The organism is Arenibacter arenosicollis (assembly GCF_014397245.1).
In the GTDB taxonomy this organism is placed as follows: Bacteria; Bacteroidota; Bacteroidia; order Flavobacteriales; family Flavobacteriaceae; genus Arenibacter; species Arenibacter arenosicollis.
Map to the genome: position 1 here is coordinate 1 of NZ_JACLHY010000020.1, position 18,065 is coordinate 18,065.

22 protein-coding genes are annotated in these 18,065 nt (G+C 33.8%); 2 read left to right on the forward strand and 20 right to left on the reverse strand.

Features of this window, described 5'->3' with window-relative positions; genetic code table 11:
* Window positions 1–334 precede the first annotated feature (334 nt).
* Entirely contained in the window at window positions 335–880 is a 546-nt protein-coding gene (locus H4O18_RS16420; protein WP_187586554.1) for a hypothetical protein, read from the reverse strand.
* 527 nt (window positions 881–1,407) lie between these two features.
* On the opposite strand from H4O18_RS16420, the gene H4O18_RS16425 reads away from it, so the two are divergent.
* Complete coding sequence (locus tag H4O18_RS16425) at window positions 1,408–1,560, forward strand: hypothetical protein (RefSeq protein ID WP_187586556.1); 153 nt, start codon at window positions 1,408–1,410, stop codon at window positions 1,558–1,560.
* 165 nt (window positions 1,561–1,725) lie between these two features.
* On the opposite strand, the gene H4O18_RS16430 is transcribed toward H4O18_RS16425, so the two are convergent.
* From H4O18_RS16430 to H4O18_RS16490, 13 genes are all read right to left on the reverse strand, one after another.
* Complete coding sequence (locus H4O18_RS16430) at window positions 1,726–2,955, reverse strand: hypothetical protein (protein WP_187586558.1); 1,230 nt, start codon at window positions 2,953–2,955, stop codon at window positions 1,726–1,728.
* A 14-nt stretch (window positions 2,956–2,969) separates the two neighbouring features.
* Complete coding sequence (locus H4O18_RS16435) at window positions 2,970–3,428, reverse strand: HEPN family nuclease (RefSeq protein ID WP_187586560.1); 459 nt, start codon at window positions 3,426–3,428, stop codon at window positions 2,970–2,972.
* A gap of 158 nt (window positions 3,429–3,586) precedes the next feature.
* Window positions 3,587–5,413 carry an ATP-binding protein gene (locus tag H4O18_RS16440; RefSeq protein WP_187586562.1) on the reverse strand — a complete coding sequence of 609 codons (1,827 nt, stop codon included), beginning with the start codon at window positions 5,411–5,413 and terminating at the stop codon, window positions 3,587–3,589.
* Window positions 5,414–5,826: 413 nt separating this feature from the next.
* Window positions 5,827–6,171: an MmcQ/YjbR family DNA-binding protein gene (locus H4O18_RS16445; protein ID WP_187586564.1), complete on the reverse strand. Its 345-nt coding sequence runs from the start codon at window positions 6,169–6,171 to the stop codon at window positions 5,827–5,829.
* Between the two features lie 120 nt (window positions 6,172–6,291).
* Entirely contained in the window at window positions 6,292–7,092 is an 801-nt protein-coding gene (locus H4O18_RS16450) for a class I SAM-dependent methyltransferase (RefSeq protein WP_187586566.1), read from the reverse strand.
* Between the two features lie 253 nt (window positions 7,093–7,345).
* Window positions 7,346–8,047 (reverse strand): class I SAM-dependent methyltransferase, encoded by a 702-nt coding sequence (locus H4O18_RS16455; RefSeq protein WP_187586568.1) that lies wholly within the window; start codon window positions 8,045–8,047, stop codon window positions 7,346–7,348.
* Window positions 8,048–8,327: 280 nt separating this feature from the next.
* The gene (locus H4O18_RS16460; protein WP_187586570.1) at window positions 8,328–8,873 is read right to left on the reverse strand and encodes a pyridoxamine 5'-phosphate oxidase family protein; all 546 of its coding nucleotides are present in this window, start codon (window positions 8,871–8,873) and stop codon (window positions 8,328–8,330) included.
* A gap of 326 nt (window positions 8,874–9,199) precedes the next feature.
* On the reverse strand, window positions 9,200–9,841 hold the full coding sequence (locus H4O18_RS16465) for a DUF5677 domain-containing protein (RefSeq protein ID WP_187586572.1): 642 nt from the start codon (window positions 9,839–9,841) through the stop codon (window positions 9,200–9,202).
* A gap of 173 nt (window positions 9,842–10,014) precedes the next feature.
* The gene (locus tag H4O18_RS16470; RefSeq protein WP_187586574.1) at window positions 10,015–10,710 is read right to left on the reverse strand and encodes a hypothetical protein; all 696 of its coding nucleotides are present in this window, start codon (window positions 10,708–10,710) and stop codon (window positions 10,015–10,017) included.
* Between the two features lie 218 nt (window positions 10,711–10,928).
* On the reverse strand, window positions 10,929–11,615 hold the full coding sequence (locus tag H4O18_RS16475; RefSeq protein ID WP_187586576.1) for a DUF2695 domain-containing protein: 687 nt from the start codon (window positions 11,613–11,615) through the stop codon (window positions 10,929–10,931).
* A gap of 383 nt (window positions 11,616–11,998) precedes the next feature.
* Complete coding sequence (locus tag H4O18_RS16480; protein ID WP_187586578.1) at window positions 11,999–12,559, reverse strand: hypothetical protein; 561 nt, start codon at window positions 12,557–12,559, stop codon at window positions 11,999–12,001.
* Between the two features lie 129 nt (window positions 12,560–12,688).
* Complete coding sequence (locus H4O18_RS16485; RefSeq protein ID WP_187586580.1) at window positions 12,689–13,318, reverse strand: class I SAM-dependent methyltransferase; 630 nt, start codon at window positions 13,316–13,318, stop codon at window positions 12,689–12,691.
* A gap of 248 nt (window positions 13,319–13,566) precedes the next feature.
* Entirely contained in the window at window positions 13,567–14,568 is a 1,002-nt protein-coding gene (locus H4O18_RS16490) for an NAD(P)/FAD-dependent oxidoreductase (protein ID WP_187586582.1), read from the reverse strand.
* A gap of 90 nt (window positions 14,569–14,658) precedes the next feature.
* Between H4O18_RS16490 and H4O18_RS16495 the strand changes: the two genes are divergently transcribed.
* Window positions 14,659–15,036: a Fur family transcriptional regulator gene (locus tag H4O18_RS16495; RefSeq protein ID WP_187586584.1), complete on the forward strand. Its 378-nt coding sequence runs from the start codon at window positions 14,659–14,661 to the stop codon at window positions 15,034–15,036.
* Window positions 15,037–15,203: 167 nt separating this feature from the next.
* Here H4O18_RS16495 and H4O18_RS16500 read toward each other — a convergent pair whose 3' ends face one another.
* The 6 genes from H4O18_RS16500 to H4O18_RS16525 all read right to left on the reverse strand — a co-directional run bounded on the left by H4O18_RS16500 (window position 15,204) and on the right by H4O18_RS16525 (window position 17,871).
* A complete protein-coding gene (locus tag H4O18_RS16500; protein ID WP_187586586.1) occupies window positions 15,204–15,578 on the reverse strand; it encodes a VOC family protein in 375 nt (124 codons plus the stop codon).
* A gap of 390 nt (window positions 15,579–15,968) precedes the next feature.
* The gene (locus H4O18_RS16505; RefSeq protein ID WP_187586588.1) at window positions 15,969–16,328 is read right to left on the reverse strand and encodes a DUF4180 domain-containing protein; all 360 of its coding nucleotides are present in this window, start codon (window positions 16,326–16,328) and stop codon (window positions 15,969–15,971) included.
* Window positions 16,329–16,333: 5 nt separating this feature from the next.
* The gene (locus H4O18_RS16510) at window positions 16,334–16,690 is read right to left on the reverse strand and encodes an iron chaperone (protein WP_187586590.1); all 357 of its coding nucleotides are present in this window, start codon (window positions 16,688–16,690) and stop codon (window positions 16,334–16,336) included.
* Between the two features lie 5 nt (window positions 16,691–16,695).
* Window positions 16,696–17,070, reverse strand: a complete 375-nt coding sequence (locus tag H4O18_RS16515) for a DoxX family protein (protein ID WP_187586592.1) — start codon at window positions 17,068–17,070, stop codon at window positions 16,696–16,698.
* A gap of 6 nt (window positions 17,071–17,076) precedes the next feature.
* Window positions 17,077–17,541 carry an SRPBCC family protein gene (locus tag H4O18_RS16520; RefSeq protein WP_187586594.1) on the reverse strand — a complete coding sequence of 155 codons (465 nt, stop codon included), beginning with the start codon at window positions 17,539–17,541 and terminating at the stop codon, window positions 17,077–17,079.
* 3 nt (window positions 17,542–17,544) lie between these two features.
* A complete protein-coding gene (locus H4O18_RS16525) occupies window positions 17,545–17,871 on the reverse strand; it encodes an ArsR/SmtB family transcription factor (protein ID WP_187586596.1) in 327 nt (108 codons plus the stop codon).
* Between the last annotated feature and the right edge of the window lie 194 nt (window positions 17,872–18,065).

Consider the following 18,065-nt stretch of genomic DNA (forward strand, 5'->3'; position numbering starts at 1 on the left):
AATTTTCTGTTCCATAGTTGTTGTTTCTTTCCAAGGCATGATAATTTGATTTTGATCTCAAATTATAACCTAAAAAAGTGTAAACTATGTGACTTTAACTTTGTAAAGGATGTCCCTTTAACGTACCAGCTTGCAGGTAACGCCTAAGCTATGAGTAGTGCGGGAGCAAACTTGCGCTTACCATTCCGTTTTGCCCATAGCAAAAGCTTTTTGTTTTGATATATTTTTTATTCTCAGAGCAAAATCGGAAAGATTTTGCGCCCTTATAAATATAGATAAAACTTTGAATTGAAGACCAGGGCCCGCATTACTTCATAGGCTCTGTTGCCCACAGTTATTTTTCGGTTAGCTGCTTTTTGAGCTTTTTAAATGTTACCCAATCGTTTGAGGGATAATCTTTTATAATAAAACTTGAATCGCTGGATATAACCCTATTTACTATTCCTGCGTGAGAGAAAGAAGAGCGATTATTTATTTTATTTTTTGCAAGTTCCACAATCGCTTTTTCGATAAGGTCGATTTCTACATTATTTAACTCAATGCTATCAATCTTAAGTTCCAGCATTTTATATTCATACCATTTCTTGGGTTTTTCATTTTCTTTGGGTGGCATTGGTGGCTCATAAGAACCTAAATATTTTGAATAATCAGCATAAATTTTTTCGCCGTCAGAGTAAACTAAAATCACATCCGAGTCCCCGCCCCATTCACCATATTTATCATCAGTATGAGCAAGTTCAAGTTGATTCCATTTGTCTATGAAATCCAATGAAATATTCATTGCGTTTTTTACCTCACTATTTGATTCGTTTTTATTCTCATCAACACAACTGACCATAAAAGGAATAACCATTATTAACGTCAACGCGATTTTTTTCATAATTGTGGGCAACAATTGTATATAAATACTAGTGTGCATATTCTTATTATAGGTCCAATTTAATAAAACTTTTTGGTTAGCCTAGTTATTAATTATATCGTTTATGGACCTGCAGCCCTCTATTCTATTTTGTGGGGTCCGGCTTTCGTTCGTTTGCTTAATTTGAATGAACTAAAGGAAAACAATTCCTTGAGAAGTAAGTTGCGGGAAACCGTAATTTGGGTGCAATTATTGCGCTCTAATCTTGAAAAGTGGCATAATAAAACCGAAATACTTGGCAGATTATAGGTGGTAAATTTAGCAATCCCATCGTGAAGGAATCTGGGCCCGGTTTGGTGAACACGGTCTTATAGATTGGCTTCCGCAGAGATTAAGGGACAGGCTGTACCGGCCGCGCGGACCCTTGGTTGTTACTGCCAGTTGCTTAATTCCAAATGTCATTGGATTCTGTTAAAATGACTAGAAAAACCAGTCCGATGACCTTTGACCAGCGTATTGCCAGGATAAACGAAGTGCAGCGGGGATGAATGAACAATTTCCGGGGTACAAGTATTCAGGGCAAGCTACGATATATGGACGACGAGATTAGGAACCGGTTACGCTATGGTGTAGGCTACACCTGGACGGGAAAAACGACACAAGAAGATCAAAAAGGAACTCGGGCGGACAAAGGAAAATGAATTTTGACCACTTTAGGGACCTGACATGACTTCGATATCCATCTGAAAAACTCCATCAAACCATAGCAATCCCCTTAGTAAGGGGCAACTGGACCCGGTTCAGTCAACACGGTCTTCATGTTTGGCCGTACCGACCACACGAAGTCTTAGTTATTGGCATTAGTATTATTGGTCAAAATGGAATAATATTATTTCTAAATACACATTTTTATTCTCATCCTTTGGTAATTGGAATAAATAACTAAATGATGATTCTCCATTCGTTCCATTTGTTTTTTTATAGTATTCGTGTTTTTTAGTTTCTTCTTTTACAGATTCTAAAACTCGTGTAAAATCGTTATTCTTAACAAAAAATATCAATGCTACTTTTGAATCTCTCCAAGTTAAATACCTGTCGAAAAGCTGATTTATAGCTTGGTGAAATTCAGATTTCCCTTTCCAAAATTTACATTCTGCGACAAATAAGTTAGTGTTATCAGCAGCATACTTTAAAATAATATCTGTTTTCCCTTTTTTATTAAAAGTTTCTCCTGTAGCTGTAATACCTTCGTATCTAGTTTCCAAGATAAAAAGAAACTGGTCTCTTAAACCTTCTTCATCTTTATTTTGATAAAGAGCAGGTTTTTTTTCCATACTTTTTCCCGCATCATAAACTACTTTCAAAATATCTGAATACATAGTTTTTGACATCGTAGGAATGGAAGCAAATTCTTTGTTCTTATCTACTTTCGGTTGAGGAATATCAACTTTTTTAATTGCTGGGACTGAAAAAATAGATTCTGTATTTTTATTAGTTGATATATTTATTGCTGCGAAAAAATCGTTTTCTTTTAAAAATTTGTCTTTTACTTTTTTAAATTCTCGGTTAACAACACCTTTAACACAAGCATTCCAACTATCTGCAAATTTGTTGACGTTTGCCAAATTCGTAAAAGCTGCTCGATAAGCGTCTGATTTCTGCCTTTTGAATTTATCAGGATTCTGTTCATAAAGTTTAAATGAGAAAGAGACTGTGTTATTGTGTTCATTTACATTAATTTCATAGCTAGTCATTGTCCAAGTGCTAGGTCTTATTTTGAAAAGGACTGTCGAACCTGAAAAGGTATATCTAATTGTAAAATGATAAACGTCTTGTTCGTAAACGTAATCTCTTGGATAAGCTGTAGTTTTTTCCTTTGTTACTCTTGGTTGCTCAATTTGTTCACTTTCTTCATAAACAACTAATGGAACTACTTTAAAATCTTCGGTTAAGAAATTTTTATATTCTTCCTCATCAACACCAAGAATGTACTCTTTGGATTCACTTTCTATTCTCTTTTTGATTTGTTCCTCCCATTGTTTTTGAGCATTATAGCTGTCAACTTCTGAAAATGTTCTGATTTTTGAATTATACATCTGTAAATCTTGTTTTATGCATAGTTCATTAAGTTGGACTTTACCCAATCAGCATAATATCTAATGAATGGAAGTAACTCATCAGATTTGAATTCTGCAACACTTGTTTGATTGTCCTTGAATATTATTTTATCAATCAAAAATTTGTCATTGGTTGATTTTATTTCTAGGTCAAAATGAGCAATTGAGTTTCTTAAATCAATTATTAGTTCTCGCAGAAATTGGATTTTTGGATTTATTTCCGATTTTTTTAATCCCATTTCTTTTTTCAAATCACTTGTTATTCTGTGGTTAGGAATATGAGAAAAGAACTGTTCTTTAGGCATAACTATAATTCCCAGTAAACAGTTCAATAAAAGCGTATAGTTGTATTGTTGTTCAAAAGGGTATTTGTTCAAATCAGATTCATATTGAGTTATCAAATTCATAGTCCTTTCAATGAAATCGTGATTGATATTTTTATAGTTTCCCATAGTGTTTTCGATATTAATGCCAACGGCTCGGGTATGAAACGTAGGGCATTTCGAAGCACTTCACTGTCCGCCCGAGACAAAGCTTGCTTAAATCCCAAAACTTGCGGAAACCACCGTCCGCCCTATGTTTTATACCCATTGTTGTGCTTTCGTGTTTTTTAATTTAGTAGTTCATTAATTTTTTCAAACCAACCTTTAACTTCACCATTTGGGTCACGTTCTTCTATCATTTCAGCTGTCATGTTTGGGAATGCTCTTTCAGCTAAGAATTTTTTAGCATTAGTATCTTTTATTGGGTTTTGGAAGCCAACTTTCTGCGAGTATGCTTCTGCGAAGATTTTCGGTGTAGCCTTGCCAACATCATTCAAATGGTCAGGTATTTCAATATCAATATCGAAACCTGCAATTATTGCATCTTTATGCAAGTAACTTTCAATTTCAAGCTTTTGGGTCAATTGTCCACAAGAATTATCTTCTCGGTTATTTACTTGGTCAATTGAAAGTTGATATGTATTGACATCATTATCGTATAAATGAAATTCGGGTTTACACAATTCTTTCAAGTAGTTATGATTAACCCAATGTTTTAATGTAGAACCACCCATTAAGACAAAAGCTACTCTTTCATCATTTGTTAGGTCGGGCAATTCTGGGTATTTAATTTTCATTGCTTTGCTCAAAGCGCATATTGCGGAAACATCAGTCGGACCTTCAACACAAAATAGAACTTTAACTCTACTATCAGGTGTCACGCCTAAAGTCTTGGCGATTTTTGGGAAAACATCTTCACCAAGTTCTATTTTCAAATTACCTGAATCATCATGGAAAATGAATCTCAAACTTTCGATAGGAAGTTCTGATGCCAAGCCTGGACTGTGTGTAGTTAGAATTATTTGACAGTCACTTTCATTTGCCAAAGATTTAAATGACTCTATTAATACTTTTTGGTTGTTTGGGTGTTGAGCTGTCTCAGGTTCTTCAATTGCATAGATGATATTTTTTTTTGAAGAGGATTTCAAGCGTCTCTCGGCTTCCGCTTTGAAAAAACTAACAAGAATCATTCTTCTAACACCGCTTCCCCTTTTATTTAAAGGTATTCCATCATCTGTGTCTAATTGGATAGAGAAAAGTCCATTCCATTTTGCAGGTGTAGGCGGATTAAACTTTGGATCTAATTTATTAGCTAAATTTTCATCAATCTCTTTAAGTGCTTTGTGAGTATTTGCTGCTATTTCTTCTGCTTTTTCTTTTACTTTTTGCTGAATGTCATTAATCTCCTTTTGAACTTCTGAAATCGCAGTTGCAATTGCCGCCTTCATTGGGTCTTGTACTTCATTGTCAGAGTCGCTACTACTCCTGTCACTTTGAAATAATGCGAAGATTGGAAGATATCCGTCAATTTGTTCCCAAATCCTTTTAGCATCTTCTTTGGGCTTGGAAACTGGAATTTCAATGGTTTGAAGTTTTAAATCGCTAATAGATTCCCAAATTGCTTTTCTCATAGTCGGGTTTCCTTTCAGCTTAGAATCAAGCGATTTTGATTTTATTATTGCTTGAAGTTCCTTTTCCTTCAACTCCAAAAGGTTTGATACTTCCTTATCTGTCGGATGATTGGCGATAATAAAAATTTCAACACTTGGTGTTTTCTTGCTGCAATCAAAACTCTTCTTAATTACAAGGGTATCATCTGTTGATAATAGATATTCATCTTTAAGGTTTGTTGGCGAAGATGTATCAATGGATATTTCTGAAGGGTATTCTGTGAACTCACATGTAATCTCAACAGTTTTTAATGTTGAGTGGATGTTCGCATCCGATGAATCAATTTTTACAGTCTGATTATTAAAAAATATTTCAAGCGCTTCAAGAATTGTTGATTTACCAATATCATTTTTCCCAATAATAGTCGTCAGTTGGTCAAATCCGATTTTAGTTTCATCTTGGTAAGCTCTGAAGTTTTTTACTGTTAGTGATTTTAGTTTCATTGGTTAGTTTTTTTCAGCATGAAGCACAACAATTGTATATGATTACTAGTGTGTATATTCCTATTATAGGTCTAATTTAGTAAATCTTTCTTGTTAGCCCAGTTTTAAATTTCATGCTTGATGGCTCTGCTAACCCTACGCTATTTTGTGGGGTCTCGTTGTTATTTACTTGCATATTTTTTGGAACTAAAGAAAAACAATAATTTGAGAATTTGGTTGCGGGAAACCGTAATTGGAGATGTTTTAGATCTGTATTGGTCCAAAAACAACTAAATAATTAGGAAGGGGATTACTTTTATGCCAATGGACAAACGATGAAGTATAGGAAATACGGTCTTCATTTTTTGGATACTCAAGGTCTGGAGGATAGGCTGTACCAACCATATGAAGGCTTAGTTATTGGCGGTTCGGTTTTAATTTTTGCTCTCTTTTATTAGCGCAGATAATTTTTTTGGTGCAACCTCACAATAACCTGTTGTCAAAACTTTTGAAAGCAATTCAGGATTCACTTGACTTAATTCTATGAAGGTCCAACCTTGTTTTCCCCACTTATTATTTACAGGGTAAATGCTTGAACTTAAAGATGAGAAATTATCCTGGTCAATTTCCGATAGTTTGACCGTTATTCTATTGTGTTTCTCGTCATAGGTTGCAAATATTTTCTTTTTTATCCGAAATGATATTTTTTCAAAATGAGGTTCAATTGTAATTTCAGGAAAGTTTAGAGTTATTTTTTCAAATGTTCCGAAAGTAACCATTAGCTATTTTTTAAATATTTTAAGAGAGTCATTACAAGAAGTCATTTAAGATTTCACGATCTTATAAAAATACGCAAACAATAAAATTCTGGTCCAAGTCCATATTATTTGTAAGATGTGTTATTTACTGGCAATTTCTCCTCTAGTTTCAGAAAGATTCATTGTCATGGATATAGCCTCTGTTTCCACCCAACTATTATATTCCTTTGCCGCATATAGTCTCTGGGAATCCTCTATAAAACCTTCTTCGGATATTTGTTTTAATCCAGCTACTTTACTCCAAATGCCAACTTTAGACTTAAAATCCTCTCTATCCCGAGTATAGTATTCATCTGAATTTAATGTTTGTATATTTTTTAGTCCAATCTCCTGAAATAATGACGGCAAATGATCAGCGATTTCATTATTCATACCCGCGTTCTCCCTCCACTTAAGAAATGCTTCATAGAATTCCATCATACTTTGCGGTGGATCTGGATTCCATTGAATTTTCTTATGATTATAATCCAATATTGTTATAACACCATTAGGGTTAAGCAATGATTTCATTTTTAACAAAGCTTCTTTCGGATTGGATAACCATTGAAGCATTCTAGCAGATATAATTAAATCAAATTTCTGATCGGTATTAAAATCAAATATATCTGTTGAGATCAGCTCTAAATTCTTTATATATCCATAATTGGCAATTCCATTTTCTATAAAATTAGGATCTTTATCAATACCTGTTACTCTACCACCATTTCCAATTATGGCGGCCACATCTTTGGAAATAGCTCCCGTTCCACAGCCCACATCAAGAACTCTGATATCTTTTCTCAATAAGGTTTTTAAAGTACGATAATCAACTTCTAATGATCTATTATTATATACTTCTGACCCTTCTTTGGAATCTCTTTTTACGATTTTGTTTTGTTTCATTTTGGATATCTAGAATTTCAATTATGCTAGTCGCTCACAAGATAGAATTAAATCATGTAAGCCTAGTGCGCAGTTTTTGGTTTAGCTGTTGAACTATGCGGTCTCGGTTTTGTGCTGCCATTGTCATTGGGACTAATATTTTATTTCTTATCAATTTAGGGATTTTTGCTTTGTGCAGAGGAGTATTTCATTTGTTTGCCTTTGTAGCCTTCCCTAAAAATTTTATTGTTGTTATTTGTGTGTTGAAGTTTTATTACTTTTTAATACATAGATATTCCGCAATGAGCCCACCTTGTATTTCTTTTGATATTATTTCGAATCCTGATCTATTTAATAAACCATCTAGAATCCAATCGTAAGTAGAAAATTCTTCTCGAAAATGCACTTCGGCATCATCTCTTAAAAAATCCCCTCCTAAAATTGCTTGGTTATCAATAAACTTCTGAATATTGCGTTTTGAATTTTTTTCTTCCATGACGACATCTTTAATGTATAAATACCCTCCTGGGATTAACATTTTATTTAATCTTTTAAGTGCAATTCCTTTCCAATAATCAGGCAAATGATGAAAAGAATAGGTAGAAGTAATGTGATTTATTGATTCATTGTTAACTGCAAAATTTAGGAATCCCGAATTACAGAAATCTATATTTTTTATTGAATTTTGAATAGCTTTGTTTTTTGAATAATTCAACATTTTATTTGAAATATCTACGGCGTAAACTTTTTTACAAATTTTAGCAGATTCTATTGCAAAAATTCCTGTCCCAGACCCAAAATCAATTAAAACATCATTTTTTTTGAGTCCTAACTTTTTAATTAGATCAAGACTTTCTTGTTTAATATTGCGAAAGTTGGCATGGCTTGACTCATATATCTTAACTTCATCTTCATCAGAATAATCTTTACCTACTTGTTTAAATTCATCATATTTCCAATTACAGTTTTCGTTCATTATATTATATTTTTTGGGATTACACGGTCAAGCTTGTTGCGAACTGTCTCGGCTTAGCGTAGTGCGGAGGTACGCCATCTGCGACAGCAGTGGGCGAGTTGACGCGTTGGCCAGTTTCCGTCTACGTATGAAACTAAAGCTTATTGCCTGCCCGAACGCACCTTTTTGGTACTGGCGGGTTTTGTAATTATTTTTATTTTAAAAGCCAAATCTAAAAAATTGGCGCACCTTTTGATTTAATAATCACTAGCTATGATTTATAGCATCTAGTAGCTGGTTTTTAATCGTCAAGGATTTTCGTTTCAAATCCATCAATACTTATGCTGTTTTTGTTTTTCCAATATTCTTCAATTTTGTCCTCACCTTGTTTTGCCGCCCAAGAATTTAAAGTTGTGCGCTCTTCTTTGAAATCCATAAAGGGCACCGCAAAGCCGCAGGAAGTTTGAACCAAGTCTACTTCCATTTCGATAATTTGTCGGGCACCTACATTCTCAGGGAACAAATTGTAATATTTGTGAAATTCACTATCCCTTTTATGGTAAATCTTTGCTTTTCCATACAGTCTTAAAATCAAAGGTTTCCCTTCAAAAGCACAGAACATAATAGTCATTCTATTATTCTTTAATATATGCGCAGCGGTTTCATTTCCACTTCCTGTTAAGTTCAACCAAACAATTTTGTTCTTACTAATAACTCTAAATGAGTCGGTACCTTTTGGAGACACATTAACCCTTCCATCATTGGAAGCTGTACCTACAAAAAATAGTTTTTGATTTGCAATGAATTCTTGTAATTCAGTGGTAATAAAATCTAATTTCTTTCCCATATTTTTAAATTGGCTACAACTAATGAATTTAGATGTTCACTATATTTCCTTTATAGGTCTAATTTAGTAAATCTTTTTTGAGACCTAATTATAAATTAAGAGGTTAGCTCAATTTCTCCCCTACTCTATTTTTGTTACTACTAGCATAAAGTGACTGGTCAAAAATATAGCTATAAAGAAAGACATTTATTTAAGAATTAGACGCGGGAAACAGCACAGAACATCTTAGGTGCAGGCATGATAAAATATAAAATCTTGAAATTGAGGTCCAGGTAATTATCCAGATGGACTAGTGCTTTTCATAGGACACGTTGTTAGGCGATGGTTTACTTGTTTTTATATTTCTTAATACTCTTCACAATACGATTCGCATTAATTTGACCTTGAGATAAAAAGATATTTCTAAAAACTGGATTATTGTGTTCATACTCGTGACTATTCATAATCCACGACGAAGGGTGAACATATTTTGAATAAAGTTTGAAAAAAGCATCGTATTCGAGTTTATTGTTTGTTTCAAGTGCTAGGTGACTAACACTCCAATGTCTTGTTGGAGTTAGTACGTAGTCTTTAGTAAGCTTCTCAATGTAATCGATTCTGTCATGAATCATTTTGATAGCTGTTTCAGATGCGTTTTCAGTTTTTAAAGACAAAAAACCCTTATTGATTTCTAATTCCTCTTTAGGTTTTTGACTAATAAAATCTTTGGCTTTAGAAGGGTCTTTTATAATGAACTCTACCAATAAATAACATTCAAAAAGACTTCGTGCAGAAAAAGCTAGATACTCAATTGGTATATTTTGCTCCGTTGTTAAGCGTTTAAAAAGCGTACTTGTATAGCGAACCAAACCTCTTAAAGCGAACAAGAAGTAATCCGTTTCATTTTTTTTAATGAGTGATGATATTTCTTCCTCAATTCCTAATATAATTTTGTTCAACTCGTTATTAATTTCATTCTTAGAATTCATAAATTATAGTTCAGAGTTTACTTAAATATCGCCTAATGGTTGGGCTATGATTTCGTTGCGGCGATATCCGGCAGGAAATTGTCGGTTAGAAATCGGGCCCTGTTAAAAGTTGATTGGTTTAAATTTAGTAATTAAGCAGCAATGGATTATAGCCGGTGTTGTGAGCTCGCTTTTCATTTTTTTAGAGCAATTTTACCTACTGGAACAATTCCAGAACCATGAGGCGCTACACTCATTTCATAGTAAAGGTCATGTTCTTTCAAAAAAAGTCCTGCTCTTGGAGTTCCAGCTGCTTGATAAGAAAGTGCCATCATATAAAAAGTATGCTCTTCATAGGGATTAATCGTTTTTTGCAATATGCCAGCATTATCAAAATTTTCATCTAAGAAAGGTTTTATTTCAGTTAGACCATAGTTGAATTTTGAAAGCTTATCAAGCGAGAATTTTTCTTTGTGCAAAAATAACTTTAAGAAAGAGTCAGGTGGATTGAAAATTCGAAATGAATTAGTAGGAACATTTATGTTTAGCTCTACAGGAATGTCAGTTTCATTTATTATTCTAGTCCAAAAGCACGCAAACCCATATAATTTACCAGTAGAGTCGGAATATTGTGTTCCTGGTTTAATCATTCCTCCCTTTGGAAAGCTGTTTAGTATGGTAATCCTTTTTCCATTAGCAAGGGTGTAGGTAGTATCCGTATAGATGTATTTTTGTAAATCATGATTCTGTAATTGTTGTCCCAAATTACTATAGGCAGCAGTTCTTATGTCTGATTCAATCGCTGCCTTTTCCGTAATCGATTTACTTTTTTGCCCACAAGAACAAAGCCACACTATTGAACAAATCGATAAAAATAAAACTCTTTTCATGTTTAGCTTGCTCACAACGGACTTGTGTATGAAACGTAGCGTGCAAAAAGACACTAACTTTTCGGATTAACACAGAGCCGAATTTTTATATTTTGTTTTTAATTTTCTCTTTTTAAAAGCCAAATTAAAAATTTGGCGGACTTCATAAATATACAGAAACCCTTCGGTAAAGCACTTATTAGCTATGTTTTATACACCGTGTTAGCCATAGTTTTTTATTACCTAAATATTACTTTATGCACTTTTAATTCAACTTTCGTTCCGCCAATTCCTGTTCTTTCCATAAAATGCGTTCCCATTGGTTTTCCAATGTCAATTTTTTCAATTCTCGAAAAGTAATATTCAGCATCTCTTTCCGAAAATCTGGAAAGAGAATCTAATTTTAAATCGCGAATTTTTTTCGCAAACTCTTTTCCATTTATGGGTTCTATTTCTTTTACAATTCCAATTTCAGTAGGCATTTCTGATTCAGTTCCATTAAAGAAGTGCATACTTTTCCTAACTCTCTTTTTTGGTTTAAATCCAAATGGTGCTGGAATTAATAGTTCTCCATTTTTTGTGTAATTATTATGGTCGTATTCAGAACTCGAAAAAAGTGCTTTTGTATAAACTTTATTTTCGGTCTGTTGAAAATTCAAGGGTATTTTGAAAGGATTTTTAAAGTCCATTTCTTTGTTTTCTGACTCTAATTCTAAATCACAATCTTCTGGTAAATTAAATGTTACTTCGCAATCACAAAATCCACCATTCAATTTCAAAACGTCAATCAAGTCAGCTTTGTTAATTCCGTTTTTTTCAGCCCATTCGAAAGTGTTTTTCAATGAGTGGTCACATCCGTTTTTTTCAATTCGGTTTTCTATAAAAAGACAAAGTTCAGTTACTTGATTTTCTGTTAATAAGGTCATTTTTTAAATTATGGCTAACAATTGGATATAGTAACTGGTGATTATATACCTATTATAGGTCTAATTTAATAAATCTTTTTTGTTTGCTCCAATATTAATTAAGGGCTCTGTCCTAAGTGACCCTACTCCAATTATGGTAGAGTATTGCCCTCCCTGGCGTCCCAAATAACAGACTTCTAGAAAAACAATATCTATCAAGTAGGCTGCGGGAAGACGTAAAACATATTGAGCACTTGTTTAAAATCTTTACGATGGTAAAAATGAACCAAAGTATTAGGAAATTTAGTTTGCCAAACGGAGTATGGGAAAACCAGACCAAGTATTTAAGGTTTGGTGATTTCAGGCTGCTATCGAGGAACATTGGTTATTGTACCAGCCTTTTTTTACAAGATGTTAAAGGTCAAGAACCAACTGTAGCCGGGTTGATTTATCATAATCCATGCTAGTAATTTATCGGTTTCGGGGTCCAATAATACAACACCCAATGGGTTTTCAGGTTCTTCTTTTCTGTAGTAAGCAAAAACATTATCATGTTTAGCATACATTTTTTCGCCTTTGACCGTTTTTAGTTCAGCTTTTTCTTCATCAAAAGGCTCATAAATTTTATGATTTTTATAAAATCTCACAGGTTTCGCGTCTAGATTTTCAAATCCAATACTGTCAACGGTCTTTTTAAAATAATCGAAAAGACCATCGAAGGCAACAATGCGTATTTCCCGTCTTTCCGTAACGGTGTCCTTTAATATATTGTCAAAAAAGACGTAGTTTTTAAACAGGCTATCTTTAGAAATTTCAAATTTTTCTTTCTTGTAAATGTAATTAGCCAATTCTTTCAATTTGGCATATTGCGCATGATCATTTTCAGTCCAATGTTCCGAAATTTTAGTTTGTCCAATTCCCAAACTTGTCGCCAGGATAAAAAGCCCAATTAATATTCTTTTCATTTTAATTCTTTTATTGGGCACAGTGCTTTGGCTATGATTAGATTCAAACTTTCCCAACGGAAATTTCCACCGGGACTTAAAGATAGTTAATTGCGAGGATTTCCACATGGGAAATCGGCCGGCAATTCATTATACCTCCTGTTGAGGGTGGTAATATTTTTTCTTTTTGCATTTGATCAGATACATTGGTTGGTTTTCTTTTACTTCTGTAATTTCAAAAAGACCATACTTGTTAAATTCCGTATGAACTGATACTTGGTCATAGTAAAATATTTTTGCTCCTTTATGAATTTCGTAACGGTCTTTACTTATCAATTCACCCTTTCCATATTGAGGAGTGTTTTTGGTTATGGCGGTAAAAACCATAAATCCATTTTCTGTCAATTGGTTGTAGCAGTCTTGTATCAGTTTTTCTCTTTCTTGGCAGTCCAATAAATGAATGAGGGCATAACAAAAAATTCCGTCATATTTTATGTCCTCAAAAGGCATTTTCTTTACAGAGCCGTAAAAAATGTTCATTTTATTTCCATAATGTTTTTTTGCTAACGCGATGGCTGTTTTTGAAATTTCAATTCCGCTTACTTTTATACCATTTTCGATGAATGGTCGGGCATTTCGCCCATATCCAATTCCCGGGATGAGGATATTTTTTATGGCATTTTCTACAAAAAAATCTTTTGTCAATTGGGCAGATTTTGCAGGTTCCATTCCCCACATTTCTTGTTTGCCGGTAAATGCTGTTTCCCAAAACTCTGCCATACTACCTACAAATTTTATCTGCTAATAATTCACATTCAATTCCTTTACTTTTAAGTTGTTGGGTTATTGAATTTGTATCGATCGTTTTTCCTTCAATTCTTAAAATGGAATGACCGCAAGGATATGGTCTGTTGAAATCTTCCAAGTCAAAATTGAATTTTAGCTGTGGATATCCATTTTCCAAAAATTGTAGAATTTCAGTCGATAGAATTTCTGATTTTACGTTGGTCATAAACACTTCTACCATATCAAAAATTTTCTTGTGACAATTCATGATTTACCATTGCACCTGTGATAGTACCACTGCTAACTGCTATTGATACAGAGCGCATCATTGTACTGTTGTCTCCACAAGCAAATATGCCATCTTCACTGGTTTTTTGCATAAAATTCACTTCAATGTGTCCGTTTTCCGTGATTTTACAACCTAATTCTTGGGGTATATTTGAGTTTTGCTCAAATGGAATAGCGGCATAAGCAGATTCAAAATATTCCGTACTACCATCTTTGAATACAATTTTTTCCATTTGTCCATTATGATGTTCTATTGCAGAAATTTCTTTTTCAATGATTTTAATATCGTGTTGTTTTAACTTTTCGAGTTGGTTTACTTCAAAGTCTTTTGATCCCGAAGTAATAATCGTAATTTCTTGAGTTAAATTGTTTACTAAAGAAGCAAGGTGAAACGCTCTTTCTCCTTTTGCAATTATGGCAGTTTTCTTGTTTCTTATTTCGTAACCGTGACAATATGGGCAATGCACAACTGATATTCCCCAACATTCAGAAAAACCTTTTATATCTGGCATTAGGTCTTTAACTCCTGTTGCCAAAACCAATTTCTTTGCTGTAAAAACATCGCCTTTTGAAGTAGTGACTTCAAATCCTATATTGTTTCTTTTACCGCTAACAGCAAGTCCGTCATAGAATTCAATGCTGTCGTATTTTGCTACTTGACTTTTAGCAATTTCAGAAATTTCCTTTGGTGTACTTCCGTCTTGAGTTAAAAAATTATGTGAATGTGGTGTTTGCCGATTACATGGTTTACCTGCGTCAATGACCAAGGTCCTGCGAAGTGAACGTCCTAATGCCATTGCTGCTGAAAGTCCTGCATAACTTCCACCTATTATGATGACTTCAAATTCATTTTTATTCATATTGTTATTGTTTTGAGCAAAGAGTGTTATTGGTTGTGGTATTGTAAGTACTAAACCTGATACGCCGAATAGTTTAAATATTTGTCTTCTGTCCATTAAACAAACAATTAAATGCGAAGTTGTCGCAATAGTGTTTTGGCAAATATACTATCTTTTTGTATTATTGCAACTTATTCGCAATAAAATATGAATCGAAGAAATACACCTACAAAAGAGGCCGTGCTAAACTTATTAATGAATTCGAGAAAGGCGTTAAGTCAAGACGCTATTGAAAGGCAGTTGGATATTGAAATCAATAGGGCTACAATTTATAGAGTATTGAACAGGTTTTGTGAGGATGGGATAGTCCACAAAATAGTTGCAGAAGATGGAAAACAGTATTTTGCAATTTGTAAAAAATGTGAGAATCCACAAGAAGTTATTCAACCTCATTTTCATTTTCGTTGTTTGTCGTGTGATACGATTGAGTGCCTGCAAGTTCCTGTTGAGTGTTCAGTTCCTAATGGTTACGAAGTTCAAAATGCAAATTGTGTTCTGACTGGTACTTGTAATGATTGTTCGTAGGTTTTTATATTGTCATCATCGTTTGTGTATGAAAAGTGGCTGGATTTTCGAAACTGAGGTTTGTCTCACGTGGCCAAACAGAATTAATAAACTAAAACTAAAATTATACACTGTGCCCTAGCCAAGTTTACTACACTTTGTTAGCGGTTCGTTGTTTTCCCTTCAAACTATTTTGTTTCTCTTCTTTGCACATTGAATACTGTTCCTGCTGGGTCTTGTATCCAATGCATATTTTTTGGAAGTTCTTCAAGCTCGTCACAAGTTTCTACTCCATTTGATTGCAAATAGTTTGTCGCTTCATTTACGTCTGGAACTGTAAGTTGTAACCAAGTTTCTGAATGTGTATAGTTGTCAACACAGTCTAACCATATAATATTACTTCCGAATATAACTTCGTGAGTTCTGGAAATAGTTGGACTGTCAATAGGTTTTTCTTCAACGGACAACTTCAAAATATCCCTATAAAAAGCAACCGTTTTCTCGTATTTACTTTTCGGAATTTTTATCGCAATATTTATTCCTGCTTCAAATTTAACGTCCATTGTCCTTATGTTTTTTAGTTTGTCAAATTATAGTTTTCTTATTTGTTAATTTCTGTCGTTGGTCTGCATTGTGTTGTTCCCCAATGAACGCCAACGTTTGGTAATGCTATCCTACTTATAAGAACTAAAGTAATAATTGAAAATCAGATTCATATAAAGTCCAATTGTATTGAGTTGTTCTTTTTTGTTTTCCATTGTCTATCGATTTGTTTTCAACCTCACTTTCTATAAGTTCTAAAGCAATTTTGAGAGCCTCGATTCTATTCTTTAGCAAAGTATGCTGTGACGTTCTATACGTAAGTTTTAGCATGGACTTTTCACATTTATGTAATAGCGACTCAATAACTGTTGTGGCCTGTATTAATTTGTCTTTAGGATAGTTTTTCATATTTATTTTGATGAAAATTTTATAGCTTCCGAAAAATTAGACGCGAAATTAACATGCGTTCCCTTGTTACTTTCGTAAATAAAGTCCTTTAAACTTTTGCTTTCATACTTTGAGAAGCACCCAACAATAAATAACGGCATTCTATATTGACTAAATTTTTGCAGTATATCTCCTGCTATTTTTGTTTTTAAATCAAAGAAGGCAGGAGTTATGTTTTTCTCGTGGATTATGATTTTATCAAAACCTTGGTAATATAAATTTCCAAGTATATCTAAAGCGGTTTCGGTATTCTCAATAATTATCTCGTTAGAAATAACCTCTGCGATTTTAATACCACTTACCAAATGTTCTTTAATCTCCATTTGATTTATATTTCGTTTCTTTTAGCCTGATCTTTAATTAACTGTTTTAATTCAGCTTCAGGAACCTTTTGGTCGAATTTTATTTGAATGGTTTTCTTTCCCGTTTTATAGCCTTTATTTTCGAGTACTTTTCTCACGTCTTCTGTTAATGCATCTATGCCAAAACTTACGTGCTTTTTAGCCAAGGAAAAACCTGCAAGAATGCCGTTATACTTATAAATAGGCACATTCCAACTTATACCGCCTTCAGCGGTGGGCTTTGTAGTTTCGATTATGTTTTTAAGCTGTATCATTACCTCTTGCGCTGCTACCGGTGAAATGTGGATATACTCATCCACTGTCTTTGGTTTTGAATCTTCCATTTTTACTATTTTAGTGTTTTACGATCAGCAGGTCTGAAATACCAGGAGGTAATTGTAAGTGCCAAGAGTAATGTGGGCCCAAAAAGCGTTATCATTTCATCGCCAACTATTATATGTGAAGTCATTGCACCAGTCATAGTGAAGAAAAAGCCAGCATAGGCCCATTCTTTCACTAAAGGGAATTTGGGAATTAAGATGGCTATAACACCTAGGATTTTCCATACACCAAGTATTGGTAACAAAAAGGTTGGGTAGCCCAAAGCATTTATGCTTTGTACCTCTTCCTCCATTTTTATCAATTGTACAATCCCAGTGGAAAGCATTCCTAATGACAACCAGACTGTGGCTATCCAATAGATTATTTTATCTCTTTTTTTCATATGGACTTATTGTTGAATTGAAAGTACTTCCTCAAGTTTGTTGTGGGCCATATTTAAGCCATATGAAAATGGTAGTTTTAATTGTTCTGCTCGGTGTTTTTCTGATTTATAAATAATCTGAATGGTTAGCTTGCTTTTGTCTTCTGTAACTTTTTCAAAATTCAAGAACTCCAATTGTACACCTACCGGCATATTTTCCATTTCAAAAGTTCGTACCATCTCTTGGTTGGGAATAAGCTTGTGTATGGTTCCATTCGCCTTAAACATTACATTTCCTTCATATGAGGTTTCGAACTCAAAACTTCCGTGGTTTCTGTTTTCTAACTTTAGTACGTTAGTACCCATCCATTGTGCAATAAATTCAGCTTCGGTATACGCTTTGTAAACAAGTTCTACTGGAAGGTCAAATTCTCTCGTAATGGTTAGATCTTGCTTGCCTTCTAGGGCATTGATGTTGGTTTTTTGCTCCATAATCTATTTCAATTTTGATTGATGTTTCTTCATTATAGTTTCCAGGTTGTTAAAGCGTTCATCCCACATTTTCCTAAAAGGCTCAATGAAATCTGCTATTTGTTTCATCCCCTTTGGGTTTAGCTGATAATAGATTTCCCTTCCTTTTTGTTCCTGTTCCAATAATTCACATTCAGTCAGAATTTGAATGTGTTTGGAAATAGTTTGTCTAGAATAATCGAAATTCTCTGCAATAGTACTTGGTGTCATTGCACTTGCTGCGACCAATGTGATAATTGTTCTCCTTGTTGGGTCAGCTATAGCTTGAAAAACGTCTCTTCTTAATTTCATAATGCAGTTATTTGACTGCAAATATAAGCGCAGTTATTTGATTGCGCAAAATTTTGAAGGAAAAATATAATTGAAAATGTGTTTTCTATGAAATTAGATGACTGTAAATGGACGGTTATTAGACCTTATAATTGTTGAATAGTCTGTTATGAAATAATATCTAGAAGGTACGCCGGATAGCGGTAAACAATTTT